We start from the raw sequence: 20,898 nt of genomic DNA on the forward strand, positions 1-20,898 counted from the left end.
TGCGCATCGCTTGCAGGGGTGCCCAGCGAGCCCATAGACACTTAGACCTAGGGAAAACCAGCCCTTCTGTCAGTCATCCTCGTAGTCGCCTTCAGCTAGTTCCTCATCCAGGTCAGCAAGCTGAGGGGCTGTGGGAGTTCCGATTGGTTCCGGGCCGCTGATCTTGAACATCATCCAGATACGGGCCGTGAGATTCGCGCGCCGTTGCTCGAAGAATGCGGTGAACTCGTCAACGGAGTGCGGTAGCGGCGACGGCAGGGCATGTCGTTCGAGGAATGCGCTTCGATTATCCGGGGATGGATACTCCGCAGCAAGCCAGTCGTCCGGCGCTTTGTCAGACTTGCCGATGTTTTCGAGCCCTGGGAGCAGCTGCAGGTTCGGCAGGCGGTCCCGCTTTGAGACAAGCTCCTCGATGGATTCCGGGGTGAACAGCGGTGTGCCGTCGGGGTTCTTGAGACGCGCCAGTACTTTCTTGTTGACCCGCGCGGCCGGAAATACATGGTCGACGTGGAACAGGTTGCGCGTGTCAACATGCGGGAACAGGGCTGCAAGCACTGCAAAGGTTCGGGCTTTCCCGTACTCCAGGGTCAGGATGTCGTCGACCAGGGCATCTGTGACTGCGAGCGACTTGCCGCGAAGTGCCATCGCCTGCTCGATTGCTGCGACCGGGAACCCCGAGGCACCCTGCGCCTTGATGACCTCGCGCAGGTCACGAAGCAAGGTGTCCAGGCCAGAACCCCAGACACCGCGGACGATGAGGGACCGCAGAACCCATGACCGAAGAGCTTCACGATCTTGGCGGGACGCAGGTGACTCACGGTATGCGTGTCCGAGTTTCCGGCGATGCACGTAATACGCAACCGGGATGAGGACGCTGTCCGCGGTGAGTGCACCGCCGGACAGACCGAAATCGCTAAGAAGTCCGACTGCAACATGGAGGGATGTACTCATGACATCCCAGCCGGCCTCGAGCTTGGCCATGTTGGGCGTGCTGAAGTTTTTGACCTTGAACCCGATGTCACCGATGTCCGCAAGCACCAGTCCCGATTTCAGGATCGTGTCCCGGGAGAAGTTGAACCCGTTTCCCGTCTGGTTTAGGGAGTCCACCAGGCCATGGACAGCGGCACGGGCGTCACCCTCCCATTGCGCTGTGGCGATGGACAGGAGCAGGTCGCTGTAGGAGAGGACGGTGCCGCCGGAGTTGACTCGCACAAAGATGTCGAGGACACGTTCAATGTCCTGCACGTCTTCTTCATAGAAATGGAGGCTCGCGCTGTGGTGGATCGCCTCCCAGAGCTTAGATGCGAGCTCCATTGCTTTCAGGTTGTTCCCGACGCCGTACTTCGCCGGAATCATCATCATTGCTGAAGGTTCGGCTGCGTCGAAGATCTCGGATACCGGAAGCCACGACTTGCTCTTGTCGGCTGCCGCTGCGTCGATGTCGGTTTTGGTCAGGAATTGGAAGTGGTACTTGAGGCCGAGCTCATTCTCGGGGGCTTCATCCAGAAGGTTCAGGTAGAGACGACGCTCCGGGTAGGACCATGGCTTGTTCGCCCAGCCGCCATGGACCTTATAGGCGTAGGTACCTCGAAGTCCGATATTGAGGGACGTCAGTCTCTGCTGACCGTCAAGGACCGCGATGACTTCACGGTCGGTGGGTATGTCGACCACTGGGTTGTGGCGATTGTTGAAAGCGCTGTAGTCCTTCATGAATCCGTAGAACTTGAACTCGCTGACTGTCGCCGGCAGCACCTTCCACGAGAGGAAGCTCCCAACCGGGTAACCGCGCATGATGGAGTCGAACACCCGGATGATCTGGGTAGGTTTCCAGACGTACTCTCGCTGGATTGCCGGAAGTATGAGCTTGTTCTCCTGGATCTGTCGCAGCGCCTTTGCGATCGACATCGGCTCTTTGTGTCCCATGGGCCACACTCTACGCGGCACCCCAAGATCCGAGTTGAGACACACAAGGTTGTCATTATCCATTTTCGCAATGCTGGCTTGAGGGCCGCCTTCTTTGCCAGGTGCTCGGCCTGAACTATCCAGGGATGAGCCGCTGATTCGCCGTGCAATCGGTCAGCGCCGGCGGAAGAATCGGTGCCAGTAAGCCTCTTCTGCGTCCATCAGCATCTCGTAGGTCCGTTCGGCCACGAATTTTCCAAAGTAGGGGCGTTCTTCGACGTTCAATGCTCCCAGGGAGACAAGGGCGGCCGCCAACAGCGCATCGTCCTCGATCGAAGGCTCTACCCATTCGCGCACGCCATCGGCGGCAAGGTCCTCCCACACGTGGGGCGAGGTTGCTATGGCCTCTCTGGCCGCGGCAACGCGTACCTTCACGTCCCCGCTGCGGGACCGCATGTATAGGTGGACCTGATATTCATCCGAAGCCGGAGCAGCAAAGGGTGGTGCACCGCAGGCGGGCGGACGGTGCGTAGGAATGACCTGGTAGCGTGCCCGGACAGGGTGCTGCCGGTCGTGGAGGGTCTGCCGGATTTCCCTGATGCGGTGCCCTGGGCGCAACGTCGCACTGCCAGGGATATGGTCATCCCGCCCTGTCTCGTTGTGTGGTGCCATGGCGTGTCCCGACAATCGGCCGACGGAGCTCCCCTCCTCCATCGTAGGCCTGGCTCGAATGGAGGTTGAAGGGCCATGGAACAAGGCGGTCGCAGTCATGACGTGTGTCCGTTGAGCCGAACGACATACGGACCGTTTCCGTGGCAGCGGCTGCGGCGTGCGAACATCCTTGATATGGCAAAGTCACCGAAGAGGCCGGGCCCTGAGCTGTGGTCCGAGGGGTTGATGTGGGTCGAGGCAGCCGAGATGCAATGCGCGCGGTACGAGCGTCTGGTCCGGGAGAACGAACAGGCGCGTGAGGACGCACACCGCCGCCGAGACTGCGCGGAGCGCCCGTGGATACGGGGCTTGGGCGATCCTCCTATCCTCGTACCGACCGTGGCCTTGGGATGGCAACAACAGGCCGAGCTCTCGTTCCTGCTTGTGGCGATCCAGCACGTGCAAACTGCCGAGGCCAGCCTCCCAAAGGAGCACCGACCGAAGACCGTGCTCGACGAGGATCGGATCCTGTACCTGCTGCGGGACTTGAGTGAGCATCGCGAGGATGCCGAGGGACGGGCGCGGCGGGAGCTGCTGGAATCAGAACACGCTGCGATGCTTCAGAAGATCCACGAGATGCTCGCGATGAGGCGGGGCGGAGAGAGCGAACTGGAAGCGCTCCGGGTGAAGCTGGAGGCCTACCCGCCAATGTTGTTTGAGCTACCCATACCCGACGACGAGGAGGTCTGGCTGGCTGGTATCCCTCTCACGCGGATCAGGGTGTGGCTCATCGACGCGCGCTGGTGCTTCCGTCGGGCGCTGGCGGAAGTGGGTGTGGTGGCACCGGAGCCGCTTGCTTCCACGGTCACAGACGACGACACCTATGACTGGCCGAGTCTGCGGCTCAGGTATCGGGCATGGGAACTTGAGTGGCAGGGCGAGGAGAAGCTGTCGGAGGATGAGAAACGGGCGCAGGAGATAATGGACGAGATGGACCCCATCGTGGATGGCCTGCTCGCTGAGTACTTTAATGAACAGGAGGCCAAGCGCGACGACGAACGGGAGCCAGGTCAATGATTCGTGGATTTCCACACGTCGTGCTGCTGCTCAGAATGAGCACCGCCCCCGCCCACGCGCGATGGAGGTTATGAACCGCTCCCCCGGTCCAGCCAGAACTGAGGCACCTGCTCCATCGAGTTTTCCCCATACGCCAAGGCACCTCTAGAGACAGCCTGCTGCTGATGCTGGACTGGATCCATGCTCAGTTACGAAGACATCATTTTGCTCGGTGAGGAACGGGTCCTGGTCATCCAGGAGCACAGGGAAGGCAGCTGCTCGTGTGGCCAGACCTGGGATTGATCTGCGTCGGCAGAGGCCTCAACCCGTCGCGCTCAGCTTTCCGGCCAGATGACCTTTTCGCCCATCAGCTTTAGGAACACAGCATATTCCTCCACGGTCAGCTCGCCGCGGGCGGCAGCGCCAGCGACCGCGTCTCTCCTGGACCAAAGGTACGGCGGACGCTCCTCCCGCGGGACCGCATAGATTGTCATATCGAGGCCCGCGAGCGTTTCTACCAGGTTCGGATTCTGGCTGGTTCTTGCTTGCGAAATCACAAGGCTGACTTTGTCCCACTCGAGGTCGTAATCCTCCGGGGATAGCGGAACCGCAGCAAGCCCATGAGCCCGGTTGCGCGGTAGGTGGCTTCCAAGCATCACAGTCAATGGCGGTTCACCACCGCTCATACGGTTCAAGCAGTATCGCTGGTCTGCAGCCTTCTCAGTTCGTTCTTCGAGGGCGTAGGGGTTGGTGCTGCGGGCAGCGAAGATCCTGGTCGTATCCAGAGCCCTAAGCTCGTCTACCGGGAAGATCGAGTCATACCTGGTTCCAAAGAGCACACGGTCAAACGGTTTTCGATGGGTCCAGTGCTTCTTGATCCGAGATCGGATGTCGTTGGACTGTCCTATGTAGAACTGACGGTACTCATCGAAGACCATGATGTATGCGCCCGCGACGCCGTCCCAAGACTTCAGCGACTGCACTGGCTTGAAGGTGCGGCCTTTGGTCAGGACATGGTCCAAGGCACCCTCAAAGTCGTCCTGGTCCAGGGATGAGAAGTACTTCATGGACAAGTCGAAGTTGGTCAGCGCCGCGTCCCGATACGCCAGGAGGAACACATCCGAATGCTCGGTGTGCTCCTCATCGCGGTACATCCAGGCACTGTCGTTCCAGACCTCTTCGGGCCATTCCTCTCGTCTTGGCTTCTCCTTCGGCTTCCGGTTCGGGTACGCGTAAAGCTCCCGGGTCATCTTGTGGCCGAATCGGCTTGCACGCAGCTGCTCTCCGAAGTGTTCGATGCCTGGATGAAGAACAGGCTTGGGTTCCCTCATGGGATAGAACCTATCCGGAAAACGTTCCTTCTCCCGCGACGGCCGCGCGTGCTCTTAGGGGACGCTGGCAAAAAAGACACCCTCTGCTCGAAGGGGAACGGTTTTCGGGCTCCTCTGAATGCCATATGGAATACCACGGAGGTCCGGAGATTCAGCCTCGTGGTGATTTTGCTCTAGGTTTCGGCTGACACTTGGGGCAGCGATATGACGAACGGTTCATGAACGGCTCGCGCACGATGAGGGCACCGCAACGTTCGCAGGGCTGACCAGCCCTTCCGTATGAATGCAAAAAACGGTCGAAGTACCCGGAGTCCCCGTTGACGTTGACGTACAAGGAGTCGAAACTCGTGCCGCCGGCGGCCAAGGCTGCGTTCATGACGTCCCGGGCGGCTTCGATGACCCGTTCCGCGTCGCCGCGCCGCAGTTTGTCGGTGGGCCGGGCGTAGTGGAGTCGTGCCTTCCACAGGGCTTCGTCAGCGTAGATGTTGCCTATTCCGGATATGACGGTCTGGTCCAGGAGGGCCCGTTTGAGTCCCGTCCTGCGCGCCTTGACCTTCCGGTAAAACTCATCGAAGGAAAAGTTGGGGTCCAGGGGGTCGCGGGCTATGTGCGCCGCTTCCTCTGCAATTTCGGGCAGGGGCGTCTCGCCCAAACCGCCGGGGCCGCCGTCGGGCGTCGGGATGAGGGACGTGACGAACAAGCCGCCAAAGATCCGCTGGTCCACGAACCTGAGCTGCCCGGGCATGCCATCGGACGCGCTCAGCCGGATCCGGACCTTGAGGTGCTTTTCATCCGGCACCTGGGGATCCTGCATCAGCAACTGCCCGCTCATCCCCAAATGCGCCATCAGGGCCGTACCGGGCAAAGCGGTGTCCGAGCCTGCCATGGACAAGGGCATCCACAAGAACTTCCCGCGGCGCACGACGTCCAGCACCGTAGCGCCTTCAAGGTTGCCGATGAAGTCCTCGGTACCCAGTGCATGGCGTCGGATGGACCTGGGGTCCAGGACCTCGACGCCGGTGACCGTGCGGCCGCGAACCCAGCGCGCGAGGCCGCGGCGCACCACTTCTACCTCGGGAAGTTCGGGCATGGATCAGGAAGAAGCCGGTTCGGTGGAGGCTGTGTCCAGCGAATTCAAGGCACGCCAAGCGTCCGCTGCGGCTTCCTGTTCCGCTTCCTTCTTCGAGTGGCCCGAACCCCGCCCATAGGGGGTGCCGCCAATGTTGAGCACGGCTTCGAAGGTGCGGGCGTGGTCCGGCCCGGAACCTTCCACGGCGTAGTGGATGGTGCCGAGTTGCCGGCTGGCTGCCAACTCCTGGATGCTGGTTTTCCAGTCGGTTCCGGCACCGAGGGCACCGGCGTCCTTGAGCAACGGACCCACGAGGCGCATCACCAGTTGGCGCGCGGTTTCCATGTCATTGGAAAGGTAGGTGGCGCCGATCAGCGCTTCCATGGTGTCCGCGAGGATAGAGGCTTTGTTCTTGCCGTCGGTGATCTTTTCGCCCTGGCCAAGGTAAATGAACTCGCCAACGCCGAGCTTGCGGCCGATACCTGCCAAGGCGCGCGTACTCACGACGGCGGAACGCCGCTTTGCGAGCTCACCTTCAGGGAGCTCAGGATGGTCGCGGTACAGGGAATCGGTGACGGAGAATCCCAGGATGGAGTCGCCGAGGAACTCGAGGCGCTCGTTGGTGGGGATACCGCCGTTCTCATACGCGTAGGAGCGGTGTGTCAGAGCAAGACGAAGCGTCTCGGTGTCAATGGAGACACCGAGACGCTTCAGAAGCTCTTCAGTTGAAGACATCCTTTGTCAGCCTGTGCGGCAGATTAGGCGTCTGCGACCTTGCGGCCCTTGTATTCAAGGAACAGCGCGGTGCCGGCGGAGTCGGTGACGACCTTTGCCTGGTGCGGCAGGCTGTAGGTGACCTGACCGTTTTCGATGGTCTTGACCAGGTTGGGGGCAGTTGCCTTCCACTGGGCACGGCGTGCGCGCGTGTTTGCGCGAGACATTTTCCGCTTGGGAACAGCCACGGCTATCTCATTTCTCTCTTAGTCCAACAGTTACTAATCAGTTTGCCGGTCAGTCTTAGCCAGATCAGCTAGGGCAGCCCAGCGAGGGTCCAGGACCTCGTGGTGGTGCCCCGGCTCGTCTTCCAGGCGCGCCCCGCATTCGGAGCACAAGCCTTGGCAGTCTTCCCGGCACACCGGCTGGAACGGCAGCATGGTGACTACTGCGTCCCGCAACACCGGCTCAAGATCGATCAGATCGTGCTCGACTCGACGTTGCTCTTCATCGTCTTCCCCGTCCGAAAGCTCTTCGCCTTCGTAGAAGAAAAGTTCTTGCACATTGACCTCAAGGTCATACGCAAGGGGATCCAGGCATCGACCGCATTCGCCAGTTACTCCGACGATTGCGGTTCCGGATACCAGAATTCCTTCGTGTACGGCCTCAAGCCGGAGATCCAGCTCGACATCCGAGCCTTCCTCCACGCCAATGAGTGCCACACCAAGGTCACTTGGTGCAGGCACATGCTCCTTGAGTGTCCGCATGGTTCCTGGACTGCGTCCAAGGTCCTTGACTACCAGCGCCAAGGGCGAACTTGCATCTCGCTTAATGAGAACTCCTGTAGAACATATGACCGACGTACCATCTTAGCCTGATCGCGTGCGAGGACTCAAACCGGCGACGGGCGCGTAAATGCGCCAACGTGTTCAGTTTGGGAATTGCGCGCGAACGGCTGCGGGCACGGCTTAAAGCCTACCCCTTACGTTGCTGTTCTGCCGAAGGCTCGCCCGCGAGCAGTCGTCGAAGGACGGATTTGGGCACGAAATCCGAGATGTCGCCCCCCAGGACGTTGACCTCTTTGATGAGCGTCGAGGAGAGATGGACGTAGTGCGCCTCGGCGGGCAGGAAGACCGTTTCGACGCCGGTAAGCTGCCGGTTCATGGTGGCCATGGGCAACTCGTAATCGAAATCCGAGGAGGACCGCAGTCCCTTCACGATGGCCGAGACGCCCCTGTGGCGGCAGTACTCCGCCAGCAGGCCTTCACCCATGGGTTCGACGATGATGCCACGCAAGGACGCCAAGGTTTCCCTGGCCATCTCCATGCGGTCCTCGAGGCTGAAGCGGTACTTCTTGGCGTAGTTGGTGGATACCGCCACGATGACCTCGTCAAACAGCCCGGCCGCGCGGGCAATGACTTCAAGATGTCCGTTGTGGATGGGGTCAAAGGATCCGGGGCAAACCGCACGTCTCATGACACGAACCTACCCCAAAGCTTCGCCGGGATACCATGGCTGACATGTCACCGGCAGGAAGCAGCGCCCCACCCGTCCACACGTCCCTGCCCTGGCAACGGGCGGCTGGCGGAGCCAACCTCCTGTCCCCCGATGGCGGCCTGGGCGTCACCATTTTCGAGGAGATGACAACCCTTGCTGTCGCCAAGGGAGCCATCAACCTCGGCCAGGGGTTCCCGGACGAGGACGGCCCCGCCGAAATGAAGGAGGCCGCACGGGCGGCCATCCAGGCAGGGGCCAACCAGTATGCGCCCGGCAAAGGGTTTCCCCGGCTCCGCGAGGCAGTAGCTGCACACCAGGAACGTTTTTACGGCCTCACCCCGGATCCGGACACTGAGGTCATCGTCACCACCGGCGCCACCGAAGCGATCGCCGCCTCCTTGCTGGCATTCGTCCAGCCCGGGGACGAGGTCCTGACGTTTGAGCCTTTTTACGATTCCTACGGGGCCATCATTGCGATGGCGGGCGCCAAACACGTTACCGCTCCCCTGGCCGCCCCGGACTTCCTGCCGGACCTGGACGCCCTGGAAGACGCGTTCAGCAACCGGACCAAGGTGGTGCTGCTGAACAATCCACACAACCCCATGGGTACTGTCTTCCCGCGCGACGTCCTGGCCAAGGTGGTTGAACTGGCGGAAAAGTACGACGCCATCATCGTTAGCGACGAAGTCTACGAACACCTGACCTTCGGCGAAGCACACATCCCCGTCACGACGCTCCCCGGAGCCGCTGAACGGACCATCACGATCTCTTCTGCCGGGAAGACGTTCTCCTTCACCGGGTGGAAGATCGGTTGGCTCAGCGGACCGGCCCACCTCGTCGCCGCCGCCCGTACGGTCAAGCAGTTCCTGAGCTACAGCTCAGGAACCCCGTTCCAAGAAGCCGTGGCGATCGGGCTCGGCCTTCCGGACGCCTTTTACGCGGATATTGCGGCCACGCTGAAAGAGAAGAGGGACATCCTCGCGGCGGGGCTGCGTGAGGCGGGATTCGGCGTCTACGTACCGGGCGGAACGTACTTCATCAACGTCGACGCCGCAACGCTTGGCATCACCGATTCGGTGGCCCTGGCCCGGCGCCTCCCGGACCTGGTGGGAGTAGCTGCGATCCCTGTCCCCGTCTTTTGCCACGCGGAAGGAGCAGAACGGACGCGAAGCCTGCTGCGCTTCGCCTTCTGCAAGAAGACCGCTCTCCTGCATGAAGCCGCTTCGCGCCTCGCTACCCTGCAGGACAAGCTCTGAGCGCCAAGGGCGTCCGGCACGACGCGTCACGGTTCCTTCGCACCACCGGCCAGCACGCCACGATCGATGCCGATCCACTGGTACCGGGAAGCTACATCCTGAGCATTGGCGGCGCCGAACAGTCGCACGTGAACCTTGCCCATCCCAATGAGATCTTCTATGAGTACCTCCGCCGGATAGGCCACGTGGTTGACCTGGTTGCCGAGCCGGCGGCCCCGGTCTCGGCCCTGCACCTTGGGGCAGGCGCGCTGACGCTCGCCCGCTATATCCAGGCGACGAGGCCCGGTTCCGTGCAGCACGCAGTCGAGTTGGAGCGGGAGCTCTTGGACTTTGTGCTCCAGAAGCTGCCGATGCCCGAAGGCACCCACCTGACCACCCACATCGCAGATGCCCGCGAAGCACTCGCTGCCCTTCCCGCCGGACTTGGATTCGACGTCGTCATCCTCGATATCTTCTCCGGCCCCGATGCTCCCCCGCACATCGCCTGCCGGGAGTTCTATGAAGAGGCTGCCCGGCGGCTGGCCCCCGGCGGTGTCCTCATTATCAACGTGGGAGACGAGCCCGCCCTGACCTTGGTGCGGAGCCAGGTAGCAGCCCTGCGCCAGGCCATGCCTGATGTCGCGGCGGTTGCCGAGGCCGGAATGTTTGAAGGCCGATATCCCGGCAACATCATCCTGGTAGGCACGCAGGCGCCGTGGCCTGCGGACTGGTCACGCGAACTCCTGGCCCGTGGACCGCATCCGGCCGCCGTTCTCAGCGGAGTGGAACTGGACAAGATCTCCGATTAGGCCGGTTCGGCATGTCCGATCAAGCCGGTTCGGCGAACCACAGTTTGGTTTCGCCGTACTTCTTGTCCGAAAAGCACTCCATGGCCTCAGGCCACCCTGGTTCGGCGCTGCGTGAAGACCGCTCCACAACAACTACTGCTCCTTCATCCAAGTGCGGGGCCAGTTTCCCCAACACTGCGCTCAGGGCTGCCTCGTCCAAGGGATACGGCGGGTCCAGGAACACGAGGTCCCACAGGACGTCCCCACCGGCGCGCTCGAGGAATGACTCCACTTTGGACCGGTGGACGGAGACGGTCTTCCTGCCCAGGACCTGGTTGACCATGTCCGCATTCCGTTGACAAACATCGCTGGCACGGGCATCAAACTCCACCAGCTCAACGCTGCGGGCGCCACGGCTTGCCCCCTCGATTCCCAGCGAACCGGAGCCTGCGTAGAGATCCAGCACGCGGGCGTCATCGATCACGGCCAAGGACTCCAACCGGGAGAAGAGCGCTTCCTTGACACGGTCCGTTGTTGGCCGCGTCGCAGTGCCCGGAACGGATGTGAGCGGGTTACCGCCGGCTGCTCCCGCAATGATGCGGCTCATGGGCAGCCACCGGACAACAACCATGCCAGAGGCTCCCGGCCTCCACTAACCGCGTTCAAGGAACGCCTCCTTCTCCGGGTTCAAGTAGTCGTCGATAGCAGCTGCCAGCGACGGTTGGTGCGTCAGGGTGGGGTCCCCGGCAACCAAGGCCTGGGCGTCTGTTCGGGCCCGGGCGATAAGGTCCTCGTGCTCCAAGACGCGCAGGAGCTTCAGGGTGGAGCGCCCGCCTGACTGCGAAGCGCCCAGAATGTCGCCTTCCCGCCGCAGCTTAAGGTCCTCTTGCGACAGCTCGAATCCATCCGTGGTGGAAGCCACGGCATCGAGCCGTCGGCGGCTGGGATGGCCCGGCTCCAAGGTAGTGACCAGCAGGCAGGTACCCGGCAGCCCGCCGCGGCCTACGCGTCCACGCAGCTGATGGAGCTGGGAGATTCCGAAGCGGTCTGCATCCAATATCACCATCAGCGTGGCGTTGTGGACGTCAACGCCCACCTCGATGACAGTGGTGGAGACCAGGATCTTGGTCTGGTTCGCAGCGAAGGAAGCCATGGTGCCGGACTTGACGTCGGGATCCTGGCGGCCGTGGAGCGGCGCCACCGGGACGCCACTTAGCGATGGCTCCTGGAGGAGGGATTCGACGACGGCGTTGACGGAGGCGAGCTCACGGGCCGGCCCTTCGTCCGACAGCTCCGCGTCGCTGGGTTCCGCCTCCCCGGGACTGAAATCGCCGTCGTCGTCCGAACCGATCTTGGGGCATACGACGTAGACCTGGTGACCCGCATCCACTTCCTCGCGGGACCGCTTCCAAATCCGGTCCGCCCAACCGGGGTTTTCCGCCAGACCAACCACATGGGTTGAGATTGGCGCGCGGCCGGCGGGCAGTTCATCCAATACGGAGGTTTCGAGGTCACCAAACACGGTCATCGCCACGGTCCTGGGAATAGGCGTAGCCGTCATGACCAGGAGGTGTGGCGGCCGCTGTGCCTTTGCCCTGAGGGCATCGCGCTGTTCAACACCGAACCGGTGCTGTTCGTCCACCACGATGAGGCCCAGGTCCTGGAAGGAGGTCTTGTCGCTGAGCAACGCGTGGGTCCCGATAACGATTCCGGCGTTGCCTGACGCGGCATCCAGCATGGCCTGTTTACGGGCGGACGTTGGCATCGACCCCGTCAAGAGAGTCACCTGCACGCCGGGCTCTGAGGATCCGCCGCCAAGCATCCCTGCTCCGCCGAAGAGGCCGTCGCGGGACAGCCGGCCCAGCGTCCTGCGGATGGAGTCGTAATGCTGCGCTGCGAGCACTTCAGTAGGCGCCAGCAACGCCGCCTGGCCGCCGGAATCCACCACCTGCAGCATGGCACGCAAGGCGACGATGGTCTTGCCGGAGCCCACTTCGCCCTGGAGCAGGCGGTTCATGGGCGTGTCCCGCCCCAGTTCCTCCGACAACGTCATACCGACGGCGGACTGGCCTGCCGTCAGGGTGAAAGGGAGATTGCGGTCAAATTCTTCCAGCAGGCCCCCGCTCACGCGACGGCGGGCGGTTGCTTCCTCTGCAGCCAACTGCGCACGCCTGCGTGCCAAGGCCGTCTGGAGCACCAGCGCTTCCTGGTAGCGGAAACGTTCCTGTGCGCGCTGCCAATCCTTCGCAGTCTCCGGAGAATGGATCAGCCGGTAGGCCTCCGCCACACTGAGCAACCCGTCCCTGCGGACCACCTCTTCGGGCAAAGGATCAGCCAGTGCGTCCAGATCCAGCGTTTCAAGCAAGGCCTTGATCACTTTGTGGATGGACCAGCTGGTCAACTTCGCCGTTGCGGGATATACCGGGATGGGCATGGCCGCAAGCTTCCCGGGATCCACGGACCCCTCTGCCTCCGGATCCTCATCCAGCAGGAGAAAGTCCGGATTCGTCAGCCCCAGGGCGCCCCCGTACCGCGAGACCTTCCCCGAGAACATGGCCCGGCGTCCCGGGAGCAGCTCGGCCTTTGCACGGAAACCGTTGAAGAAGCTGACTTTCAGGGTCCCTGCAGCACTGCTTCCGCCTACCTCATCGGTAACAACGACGTCGGTGATGGTGCCGCGGCGGGCACGCATTTGCCGTGTGCTGTTGGAAACCACCCTGGCAATCAGGGTCACCTCTTCGTCCAGCGGCAGTTTACTGATGGGGGTCAGTTCGCCGCGGCTGAGGTACCGGCGGGGAAAGTAGTTGAGCAAGGAACCGGTGCTCCGTAGTCCCAGGTGCTTTTCGATGACCCCGGCTGACCGCTTGCCGATCCGACGCTCAAGGGGAAGCTCAAGTTCAGTCGTCATGCCCGCCTGCGGCATCCCTCGGAACGGCCAACTGGCTGACGGCGATATCCGCCGGTTCTCCCAGGGAGCGAATCAACTCAACTGCCGGTCCGGGATCCGGAACGTGGACGTGGATCCGCCAACGGTAGCTCACGTCCATGGGCGAATCGTCATCGTCTTCCGCCCTGGCTGCTCCGCCCACCTGGCTCATAATGACGGAGTCACCCATTTCGTCCAGCCGCTGCCGAAGCACGGCGGCATCAAGGGGCGAAAGATCGATGGTGCACATGACTTCAACTCCGTCATCTGCCGGCATGTGCTGATGGATGTGGGGATCCTGCAGCTTGTAGCCATGCAGACCATCCAGAAGTTCATCCTGGAGTTCTTCGCCCAGTACGGCGGACCTCAGGCAGTCCAGGACCAGCAGCATGCCAACCCCGCCGGCATCCACTACATGGGCCTCGTGCAGGGGAGCCAGTTCGTCCTCCGTCCGAACCACTGCCTGGAAAGCAGCTTCCACCGCGGCATCCAGGGCAAGGCCCAAGGCGTGGTTGCTCTGGTCTCCCTCCTGGTTTGCGTCCACAGCCTGCGCCGCGTGCGCGGCTGCTTCAAGCACGGACAACATGGTTCCGGACACGGGTTCACTGAGTGCCGACCATGCGCGGATCTGCGCACGGTGCAAGGCCGCTGCAAGCAACGGAGCGTTCAACCGGGGTTTTCCGGCCAAGGGTTCGGCCGCGGCAGACAGGAAAACGGCGATCAACGTGCCGGAATTTCCCCTGGCCCGCTCCATGGCTGCCTGTCCCGCGCGGGCCAGCACCGCACCGACGTCGTTCCCGGTTTCGACTGAGTCAGCAGGGCCGCCCAAGGCTGCGGCAGCCGCCCGCATGGTCAAATAGAGGTTTGTTCCCGTGTCACCGTCAGCCACAGGAAAAATGTTGATCGCATTGAGGCGGTCGCTGTGGTTTCCCAGAACCACTTCGGCTTTGTTGAGCCAACGCTTCATTGCGTGCGCGTTCGCTGCGATCTTAGTCTGCAAAATGATCCCATCCCACGGTGTCGGCAGGCTGCCCTGCAATCCGGACGCTGCCGCCCGGTGACTCGTCAACGGCCTGAACCGAGCCTATCGCAGTAAAGCCCGCCGGCAGCTGAATTCCAGCCGGGAACGTGGCCAGCAATCCGTGGTCTTCTCCCCCGCCCAGGACCCACGCCATGGGGTCAATGCCCAGCAGTCCGGCAGCGGCCTCCAACGGAGCGGCGTGTGCCTTCAACGCTACGGGATCGAAATCCAGGACCACGGTGCTGGCTGCCGCCATCCTGCCGGCGTCCCGGATCAGGCCATCGGAAATATCCATCATTGCCTTTACACCGCTGTTCGCCGCCAAAGGTCCTGCGGCCAGGGGCGGTATGGGCCTGCATTGGTTTTCGACCAGTGCTTTCTGCTCCGGCGTCAGGCTGGCCATGGCCACACTGCTTTCAAGCAGCGCCAGGCCTGCTGCGGCCCGGCCCAACGTTCCGGCGACGGCCACGACGTCCCCCGCTTCCGCACCCGAGCGCACCACCGGAGGGAGCCCGCCAAGCGTCCCGACGACGGCGACAGTCACCCCAAGCTCCCGTCCGCGGCCAAGATCGCCGCCCGCCACCGAACAGTCCGCTGCCCCGAGGTCCCTGATGGCGGCCGTGAGTCCGTCGGCGAAATCCTCCACCCAGGAAACCTGCGTGGCAGGAGGCATGGTCAGGCTGACCACCAGGGAGGTGGCGCGTCCGCCCATGGCATTGATGTCGCTAAGGTTCTGGGCGGCCGCCTTCCAGCCGACGTCAAAGCCCGTGGTCCGGTAACCGTTGTTCCACTGCAGCCGGAAGTCCTGGTCCTGCGTTTGGGTATCGATGGAGATGAGGGTCCTGCCATCCGGAGCAGCAACCAACGCGGCGTCATCGCCGGGGCCCAGAAGGACCGCGGAAGTCCGGTCCAGGCGGGGAAAAATCCGGGCCAGCAACTCTGATTCAGAGAGGTGGGCAACGGTCAACTGTTCTTCAAGCACGGTCCTACGCTATCGCGAGCGACCGACAGAATAATGCGGGATAGGCTGGAGTGATGCACCGAAAGACCCTCCGCCGGACGGTTGCGGCCTTCGCCGTCTCCGGAACGGCCGTCCTTGCACTGTCTGCCTGCTCTCCCGCCGTTGACGTCACGGCCGCGAACGATGCCGCCAATCCGGCCTGCGCTCCCATGATGGTGGCACTGCCTGACAAGATCGGCGACGCGGGCCTCCGCAAGACCAACAGCCAGGCAACCGCGGCTTGGGGCGACCCATCGCAGGTCATCCTCCGGTGCGGGGTCAACGTACCGGGCCCCACCACGGACCGTTGCGTCACTGTGAACGACATCGACTGGGTGATCAAGGAAGGCGATCCCTACTACACATTGACCACGTACGGCCGGGAGCCGGCTACTGAGATCCTCATGGATCCGGACAAGATCAGCTCCGCGACAGTACTGGCGGACCTTGCCGCCGCAGCCGGCAAAATCAAGGCAACGCGGCAGTGCATCGGCCAGGAAGACCTGCAGAACCTGCCGTACGACAAGTAGCGGGACGGCAGGTCTGCTAGCGCAGCCCGGTCTTTCGAGTCAGCGCAAGGTGGATGAGTTCGTCGATCAGCTCACCGTAAGCAAGCCCCGAGGCGGCCCACATCTGCGGATACATGCTCTTGGGCGTGAAGCCGGGCATGGTGTTGATTTCGTTGATGATCAAGTCACCTGACGGAGTGTAGAAGAAGTCCACCCGGCTCAAGCCTTCCGCGCCCACCGCATCAAAGGCGACTGCGGCAAGTTCTCGGACGCGGGCTATGTCCTGGTCAGGCATGTCGGCCGGGCAGCTGAGGGCCGCGGCACCGTCCTCCACATACTTCGCCGCGAAGTCATAGAACTGGTGCTCACCGGCCGCAACGGCGATTTCGCCGGGCATGGACGTCCGCGGGGCATCCGTTCCGCGCCCCTGCAGGACGGCGCACTCAATTTCGCGGCCGTCTATTCCTGCTTCGATGACCAGCTTGAGGTCGTGCCGGCGGGCTTCTTCAATGGCGGCGTCAAGGCCGTCAAGGGAGTCGACCTTGGAAATGCCCATCGAGGAGCCCGCGCGTGCAGGCTTAACGAAGACCGGGAATCCCAGCTTGTCCACGCGCTTGCGGACAGCTTCGGGATCGGTCAGCCATTCCCTGTCCGTCACAGCGATGTACGGGCCCACGGTCAACCCCGCGGCCTCGAAAACCACCTTCATGAAGTGCTTGTCCATGCCCACGGCGGAGGCCAGGACTCCTGCGCCCACGTAGCGGGTGTCGGACAACTCCAGAAGTCCTTGGATGGTCCCGTCTTCGCCCCACGGGCCGTGGAGCAGCGGAAACACGACGTCCACGGAGCCCAGCTCCTGAGGTACGGCGTTGGGTTCGGTGACAACGAGCTGATGCTCTCCCCCGATTTCTGCCAGGGTGACTGTCTTCTCAGATGCGGCAACCTCAGGCAGGGCCGAGGAACTCAGCGACCACTGGCTGGTATCGCCTGAAGCGAGCACCCACTGGCCGGACTTGGCGATGCCGATGGGCACGACGTCGTACTTTTCCCGGTCTATGGCACCCATCACGCCGGCGGCGGTGACGCAACTGACGGCGTGCTCACTGGAGCGCCCGCCAAACAGGATCGCCACCCGGGGCCGCCGTCCGGCAGCGGGAGTTGAATTTTCTGTCACCATCAGTAGTCGCCTTCGGACTTCAGTGCCCGGGCCAGCAGGCGTGGCCCCAGGTCATCAACGGACATCTTGCCTTCCAGCACCGCCACCACGGCAGCGGTAATGGGCATCTCAACATCGAGCTTGCCGGCAAGCTCATGCACGGCCGGTCCCGACTTGATGCCTTCGGCTGTTTGGGTCATGCGGGCGGCTACCTGATCCAGGCTGAGGCCTTCACCCAAGAGGCGCCCGGCGGTGTGGTTGCGCGATAACGCGGAAGAGCACGTCGCCACGAGGTCTCCCAATCCCGCCAGGCCGGCCATCGTATGGGCTTCTCCCCCGAGCGCCAAAGCGAGCCGGGACGTCTCGGCCAGGCCACGGGTAATCACCGAGGCCTTGGTGTTGTCCCCCATCTGCTTGCCTTCGCAGATGCCGACGGCCAAGGCAATGACGTTCTTGACGATCCCGCCGATCTCGACGCCAACCACGTCAGTGCTGGTGTACGGCCGGAAGTACGGCGCAGTACAGCAGAGGGCGATGGCCGCAGCAGTTTCAGCGTCGCTGCACGCCACCACGGATGCGGTGGGCTGCTCCCGTGCGATCTCCATGGCAAGGTTCGGTCCTGACACCACGGCAACCCGCGAGGCCGGGATACCCAGCTCCTGGGCGATCACTTCGCTCATGCGAGCGTCGGTGCCTAGCTCAAGGCCCTTCATCAGGGAGACCACTATGGCATTGGGCTCCAGGAGCGGCTTCCACTCGCTGAGCTGGGGCCGCAGGGACTGCGCGGGCACGGCCAGCACAACCAGGCCTGCTCCCTTGAGGACCTCGGAAACGTCGGTGGAAGCGGTGATCGTGGCCGGGAGGCTGATGCCGTCCAAGTACTGTTCATTCCGATGGACGGAGTTGATCTGGTCCACTACCTCGGCACGGCGACCCCACAGGTGGATCTTCCGATCCGCCCCTGTGGCGTCGGCAGCATCGGCAAGGACTTTGGCAAAGGTGGTTCCCCACGACCCGGCACCCAGCACGGCCACCTTGTCCGCAGCCGGCACGCCAGTTTCGATCAGCGTCATTTGCCGCCCTCAAGATCCGGAGCCTCGGACGCTCCCGTTGGGTTTGCTTCGGTCGACGCCGCGGAGCCCGGTTTCAGGCCGCGCTCCACAAAACGTCCGTGCTTGGCTTGCTGGTGGTTGGCCGGATCCCAGCGCTCAGCCGGTGCCTGCTCGCCCCGCAGTGTTTCCAGGAGCCCGGTGATGGCGTCCATGATCAACTCCGTGGCCTCAGCCAACGTCGTACGGTCCATGGGCTTGTCCCTGAAAGCGCTCAGGTCCACGGGTTCTCCTACCAGGACCCGGACCGTCTTCCGCGGAAAGATGTGGAACCGCTTTGCATAGCGGGGGAACACTTCCTGGGCGCCCCAATGGGCCATCGGCACTACGGGCGCGCCGGTCTGCAACGCCAAACGGGCTGCCCCGGTGTGGCCCTTCATCGGCCACAGATCGGGATCCCTCGTGAGGGTCCCCTCCGGGTAGATGATGATGGACCCGCCGGCATCAACCACCTCTTTGGCGACCTGCAGCGAGCGGTTCGCACCCGCCGTCGAACGTTCCACCGGTATCTGCCGGGTGGCACGCAACAGAGAGCCTAGTACGGGCACCTTGAAGAGGCCCGATTTGGCAAGGAAGTGCGGCGGGCGCTTCTGGTTGTACAGCATGTGGCCGATCACGATGGGGTCGATCTCAGTGCAATGGTTGGGCACGGCGATGAAGCCACCCTCGGGGAGCTTCTCCGTTCCCTCCCATTTCTTCGCCATGAGGACGTTCATCAGCGGACGCGCGATGCCTGCCAGAAACACGAATGTGGCACGGCTCTTGGCCGATTCCTTCAAAGGGGTCCCCTGCTACTTGGTAGTGGTGAGGTCGAAATCGGCACCAAGGCCCGCGAGCTTCTCAGTGAAGCGCTCGTAGCCACGGTTGATGATATCGATGCCGGTGACCCGCGAGGTACCGGTTGCTGCCAGGGCGGCGATCAGGTGGCTGAAACCGCCGCGGAGATCGGGGATGTCAATTTCGGTGCCGCGGAGCGGAGTGGGGCCGGAAATCACGGCGGAGTGCAGGAAGTTCCGCTGGCCGAACCGGCACGGAACACTGCCAAGGCATTCGCGGTGGACTTGGATATTCGCCCCCATGCGCGCCAAGGCATCGGTAAAGCCAAAGCGGTTCTCGTACACGGTTTCGTGCACGATCGACACACCTTCGGCCTGCGTCAGGGCAACCACCAGGGGCTGCTGCCAGTCCGTCATGAACCCGGGGTGTACGTCGGTTTCCAGCACCAACGGCGTCAGTTTTCCGCCGGGGTGGTAGAAACGGATGCCGTCGTCGCCGATGTCCATCCCGCCGCCCACCTTCCGGTACGTGTTCAGGAACGTCATCATGTCGCGTTGGGATGCACCTTCAACGAAGATGTCACCCCGCGTGACCAGCGCCGCCGAGGCCCAGGAAGCGGATTCGTTGCGGTCTGCCAGGGCCCGGTGGTTATAGCCGCCGAGGTCCTTGACGCCTTCAATCCTGATGGTGCGGTCCGTCTGGACACTGATGATCGCGCCCATCTTTTGGAGCACGGCAATGAGGTCAACCACCTCGGGCTCCGTTGCTGCGCCGGAGAGCTCGGTGATTCCTTCCGCGCGGGTAGCGCTGAGGAGAACCTGCTCGGTAGCACCCACGGAAGGATACGGCAGGGAGATCTTGGCGCCGTGGAGCCCGTTCGGTGCCGAAATGTGGATGCCGCCGGGACGCTTCTCCACCACGGCACCGAACTGGCGAAGCACGTTCAAGTGGTAGTCGATGGGGCGGTCCCCGATCTTGCAGCCGCCCAGGTCCGGGATGAAGGCCTCGCCGATCGCGTGGATCAACGGCCCGCAAAGCAGGATCGGGATCCTGGAATCGCCTGCGTGGGCGTCAATGGCGGTGCTGGACGCGGTCTTGGCGTCCTTGGGGTCCAACGTCAGGTCTCCCGTCGCCGGGTCTTTCACCACCGTCACGCCATGGAGCTGCAGGAGGCTGGTGACAACCTCGACGTCCTTGATTTCCGGCACGTTCCGCAGCACGGAAGGTTCACTGCCCAGCAGTGCCGCAACCATGGCTTTGGGTACAAGGTTCTTGGCCCCCCGAACGGTTACTCGTCCGGTCAAAGGGACGCCACCGCGGATTGTCAGAACACTACTCATCTATACCGGTTTCCTCACGACTACTCGCCCCCCAATACTTTCAAAGGCTCCTGCTAAGCATAGAAGCTCGCGTTACCTAACCGAAATGCAGCCCCCGCGCGCCGGGTTCATCGCATGGCCCCGGGCTCCCTGCGAAAAAAGACCGGAGGCCCTGGTGAAAGGGACTTCCGGTCTTTTTCGATGGGCGTATGTTGCCCCTTTAAGCGTCTGCTAATTCAGCTCCTGGCAGGAAGCGTCGTCGGCTTGAAAGATGGCCGGGTGGCCTCGTAGGCAGTGATGTCCGCCTCGTGCTGCAGGGTGAGCCCGATGTCGTCGAGGCCTTCCAGGAGCCGCCAACGCGTGTAATCGTCAATCTCGAACGGGGCAACCACATTGCCGCACTCGACGGTCTTGGACACGAGGTCCACCTTGACCTCGGCACCGGGGTTGTTTTCCAGCACCTTCCAGATGAGCTCGATGTCATCCTGGGCAACCTGGGCCGCCAGGAGCCCCTGCTTGCCCGAGTTGCCCCGGAAGATGTCGGCAAAACGGGAGGATAGGACAGCCTTGAACCCGTAGTCCTTCAGGGCCCACACGGCATGTTCACGCGAGGAACCCGTGCCGAAGTCCGGTCCCGCCACCAGGACGGAACCTGCGTTGAACGGGGCCTGGTTGAGGATGAACGATTCATCCTTGCGCCACGCGGCAAACAGGGCGTCCTCAAAGCCGGTACGGGTGATGCGCTTGAGGTAGACAGCCGGGATGATCTGGTCCGTATCCACGTTGCTCTGGCGCAGCGGAACGCCGATTCCGGTGTGGGTGGTGAATTTTTCCATGG

Annotated in this window: 21 protein-coding genes; 4 read left to right on the top strand and 17 right to left on the bottom strand. The window is 62.7% G+C overall.

The genetic code is table 11. The features are described 5' to 3' along the window. Positions 1-69 precede the first annotated feature (69 nt). Positions 70-1,923: a DUF262 domain-containing protein gene (locus QN084_RS02245; RefSeq protein ID WP_069695099.1), complete on the bottom strand. Its 1,854-nt coding sequence runs from the start codon at positions 1,921-1,923 to the stop codon at positions 70-72. 153 nt (positions 1,924-2,076) lie between these two features. Next, positions 2,077-2,574 (bottom strand): hypothetical protein, encoded by a 498-nt coding sequence (locus QN084_RS02250; protein WP_139126769.1) that lies wholly within the window; start codon positions 2,572-2,574, stop codon positions 2,077-2,079. 174 nt (positions 2,575-2,748) lie between these two features. On the opposite strand from QN084_RS02250, the gene QN084_RS02255 reads away from it, so the two are divergent. Beyond that, on the top strand, positions 2,749-3,630 hold the full coding sequence (locus tag QN084_RS02255) for a hypothetical protein (RefSeq protein ID WP_139126770.1): 882 nt from the start codon (positions 2,749-2,751) through the stop codon (positions 3,628-3,630). Between the two features lie 314 nt (positions 3,631-3,944). Here QN084_RS02255 and QN084_RS02260 read toward each other — a convergent pair whose 3' ends face one another. The 6 genes from QN084_RS02260 to coaD all read right to left on the bottom strand — a co-directional run bounded on the left by QN084_RS02260 (position 3,945) and on the right by coaD (position 8,199). Then, on the bottom strand, positions 3,945-4,940 hold the full coding sequence (locus tag QN084_RS02260) for a GIY-YIG nuclease family protein (RefSeq protein WP_069695102.1): 996 nt from the start codon (positions 4,938-4,940) through the stop codon (positions 3,945-3,947). 151 nt (positions 4,941-5,091) lie between these two features. Beyond that, entirely contained in the window at positions 5,092-6,030 is a 939-nt protein-coding gene (gene mutM / locus QN084_RS02265; protein ID WP_069695103.1) for a bifunctional DNA-formamidopyrimidine glycosylase/DNA-(apurinic or apyrimidinic site) lyase, read from the bottom strand. 3 nt (positions 6,031-6,033) lie between these two features. Further along, positions 6,034-6,744 (bottom strand): ribonuclease III, encoded by a 711-nt coding sequence (rnc, locus tag QN084_RS02270; RefSeq protein WP_021470819.1) that lies wholly within the window; start codon positions 6,742-6,744, stop codon positions 6,034-6,036. Between the two features lie 23 nt (positions 6,745-6,767). Next, positions 6,768-6,971 carry a 50S ribosomal protein L32 gene (gene rpmF, locus QN084_RS02275; RefSeq protein WP_011775139.1) on the bottom strand — a complete coding sequence of 68 codons (204 nt, stop codon included), beginning with the start codon at positions 6,969-6,971 and terminating at the stop codon, positions 6,768-6,770. 33 nt (positions 6,972-7,004) lie between these two features. Next, complete coding sequence (locus QN084_RS02280) at positions 7,005-7,532, bottom strand: YceD family protein (protein WP_079941228.1); 528 nt, start codon at positions 7,530-7,532, stop codon at positions 7,005-7,007. A gap of 166 nt (positions 7,533-7,698) precedes the next feature. Then, entirely contained in the window at positions 7,699-8,199 is a 501-nt protein-coding gene (gene coaD / locus QN084_RS02285) for a pantetheine-phosphate adenylyltransferase (RefSeq protein WP_021470821.1), read from the bottom strand. A 35-nt stretch (positions 8,200-8,234) separates the two neighbouring features. On the opposite strand from coaD, the gene QN084_RS02290 reads away from it, so the two are divergent. Further along, positions 8,235-9,476, top strand: coding sequence for an aminotransferase class I/II-fold pyridoxal phosphate-dependent enzyme (locus tag QN084_RS02290; protein WP_069695104.1), 1,242 nt, complete (start codon positions 8,235-8,237; stop codon positions 9,474-9,476). A gap of 77 nt (positions 9,477-9,553) precedes the next feature. Continuing rightward, complete coding sequence (locus QN084_RS02295) at positions 9,554-10,264, top strand: spermidine synthase (protein ID WP_259363018.1); 711 nt, start codon at positions 9,554-9,556, stop codon at positions 10,262-10,264. Positions 10,265-10,283: 19 nt separating this feature from the next. On the opposite strand, the gene rsmD is transcribed toward QN084_RS02295, so the two are convergent. From rsmD to thiL, 4 genes are read right to left on the bottom strand one after another with little or no spacing between them, the layout of a single operon-like run. Further along, positions 10,284-10,850, bottom strand: a complete 567-nt coding sequence (gene rsmD, locus QN084_RS02300; RefSeq protein ID WP_031216031.1) for a 16S rRNA (guanine(966)-N(2))-methyltransferase RsmD — start codon at positions 10,848-10,850, stop codon at positions 10,284-10,286. 45 nt (positions 10,851-10,895) lie between these two features. Continuing rightward, a complete protein-coding gene (locus QN084_RS02305) occupies positions 10,896-13,151 on the bottom strand; it encodes an ATP-dependent DNA helicase RecG (protein WP_069695232.1) in 2,256 nt (751 codons plus the stop codon). Next, complete coding sequence (locus QN084_RS02310; RefSeq protein WP_021470827.1) at positions 13,141-14,136, bottom strand: DAK2 domain-containing protein; 996 nt, start codon at positions 14,134-14,136, stop codon at positions 13,141-13,143. The genes QN084_RS02305 and QN084_RS02310 overlap by 11 nt, the downstream gene beginning before the upstream one ends. 22 nt (positions 14,137-14,158) lie before the next feature. Next, positions 14,159-15,172, bottom strand: coding sequence for a thiamine-phosphate kinase (gene thiL, locus QN084_RS02315; protein WP_069695107.1), 1,014 nt, complete (start codon positions 15,170-15,172; stop codon positions 14,159-14,161). Positions 15,173-15,225: 53 nt separating this feature from the next. Between thiL and QN084_RS02320 the strand changes: the two genes are divergently transcribed. Next, complete coding sequence (locus tag QN084_RS02320) at positions 15,226-15,720, top strand: DUF3515 domain-containing protein (protein ID WP_069695108.1); 495 nt, start codon at positions 15,226-15,228, stop codon at positions 15,718-15,720. A gap of 16 nt (positions 15,721-15,736) precedes the next feature. Here the strand turns inward: QN084_RS02320 and QN084_RS02325 are convergent, their stop codons facing one another. From QN084_RS02325 to leuD, 5 genes are all read right to left on the bottom strand, one after another. Further along, entirely contained in the window at positions 15,737-16,876 is a 1,140-nt protein-coding gene (locus QN084_RS02325) for a D-alanine--D-alanine ligase family protein (protein ID WP_021470830.1), read from the bottom strand. Then, positions 16,876-17,928 carry an NAD(P)H-dependent glycerol-3-phosphate dehydrogenase gene (locus QN084_RS02330; protein ID WP_021470831.1) on the bottom strand — a complete coding sequence of 351 codons (1,053 nt, stop codon included), beginning with the start codon at positions 17,926-17,928 and terminating at the stop codon, positions 16,876-16,878. Before QN084_RS02330 ends, QN084_RS02325 begins: the two co-directional genes overlap by 1 nt. Further along, entirely contained in the window at positions 17,925-18,743 is an 819-nt protein-coding gene (locus QN084_RS02335; protein WP_021470832.1) for a lysophospholipid acyltransferase family protein, read from the bottom strand. The genes QN084_RS02330 and QN084_RS02335 overlap by 4 nt, the downstream gene beginning before the upstream one ends. 12 nt (positions 18,744-18,755) lie before the next feature. Beyond that, complete coding sequence (gene murA, locus QN084_RS02340) at positions 18,756-20,081, bottom strand: UDP-N-acetylglucosamine 1-carboxyvinyltransferase (protein ID WP_069695109.1); 1,326 nt, start codon at positions 20,079-20,081, stop codon at positions 18,756-18,758. A 215-nt stretch (positions 20,082-20,296) separates the two neighbouring features. Then, a complete protein-coding gene (gene leuD, locus QN084_RS02345) occupies positions 20,297-20,896 on the bottom strand; it encodes a 3-isopropylmalate dehydratase small subunit (RefSeq protein WP_069695110.1) in 600 nt (199 codons plus the stop codon). Between the last annotated feature and the right edge of the window lie 2 nt (positions 20,897-20,898).

Origin of the sequence: Paenarthrobacter sp. R1 (assembly GCF_030264015.1) — a bacterium.
Lineage (GTDB): Bacteria > Actinomycetota > Actinomycetes > Actinomycetales > Micrococcaceae > Arthrobacter > Arthrobacter ureafaciens.

Bases quoted from the DNA above. Each gene is read 5' to 3' on its own strand.
- rnc (WP_021470819.1), bottom strand. From the start codon at position 6,744: ATGTCTTCAACTGAAGAGCTTCTGAAGCGTCTCGGTGTCTCCATTGAC.
- QN084_RS02290 (WP_069695104.1), top strand. From the start codon at position 8,235: ATGGCTGACATGTCACCGGCAGGAAGCAGCGCCCCACCCGTCCACACG.
- QN084_RS02250 (WP_139126769.1), bottom strand. From the start codon at position 2,574: ATGGCACCACACAACGAGACAGGGCGGGATGACCATATCCCTGGCAGT.
- leuD (WP_069695110.1), bottom strand. From the start codon at position 20,896: ATGGAAAAATTCACCACCCACACCGGAATCGGCGTTCCGCTGCGCCAG.
- QN084_RS02305 (WP_069695232.1), bottom strand. From the start codon at position 13,151: ATGACGACTGAACTTGAGCTTCCCCTTGAGCGTCGGATCGGCAAGCGG.
- QN084_RS02310 (WP_021470827.1), bottom strand. From the start codon at position 14,136: ATGAAGCGTTGGCTCAACAAAGCCGAAGTGGTTCTGGGAAACCACAGC.
- murA (WP_069695109.1), bottom strand. From the start codon at position 20,081: ATGAGTAGTGTTCTGACAATCCGCGGTGGCGTCCCTTTGACCGGACGA.
- QN084_RS02325 (WP_021470830.1), bottom strand. From the start codon at position 16,876: ATGGTGACAGAAAATTCAACTCCCGCTGCCGGACGGCGGCCCCGGGTG.
- QN084_RS02260 (WP_069695102.1), bottom strand. From the start codon at position 4,940: ATGAGGGAACCCAAGCCTGTTCTTCATCCAGGCATCGAACACTTCGGA.
- QN084_RS02245 (WP_069695099.1), bottom strand. From the start codon at position 1,923: ATGGGACACAAAGAGCCGATGTCGATCGCAAAGGCGCTGCGACAGATC.
- mutM (WP_069695103.1), bottom strand. From the start codon at position 6,030: ATGCCCGAACTTCCCGAGGTAGAAGTGGTGCGCCGCGGCCTCGCGCGC.
- coaD (WP_021470821.1), bottom strand. From the start codon at position 8,199: ATGAGACGTGCGGTTTGCCCCGGATCCTTTGACCCCATCCACAACGGA.
- QN084_RS02320 (WP_069695108.1), top strand. From the start codon at position 15,226: ATGCACCGAAAGACCCTCCGCCGGACGGTTGCGGCCTTCGCCGTCTCC.
- QN084_RS02255 (WP_139126770.1), top strand. From the start codon at position 2,749: ATGGCAAAGTCACCGAAGAGGCCGGGCCCTGAGCTGTGGTCCGAGGGG.
- rsmD (WP_031216031.1), bottom strand. From the start codon at position 10,850: ATGAGCCGCATCATTGCGGGAGCAGCCGGCGGTAACCCGCTCACATCC.
- QN084_RS02330 (WP_021470831.1), bottom strand. From the start codon at position 17,928: ATGACGCTGATCGAAACTGGCGTGCCGGCTGCGGACAAGGTGGCCGTG.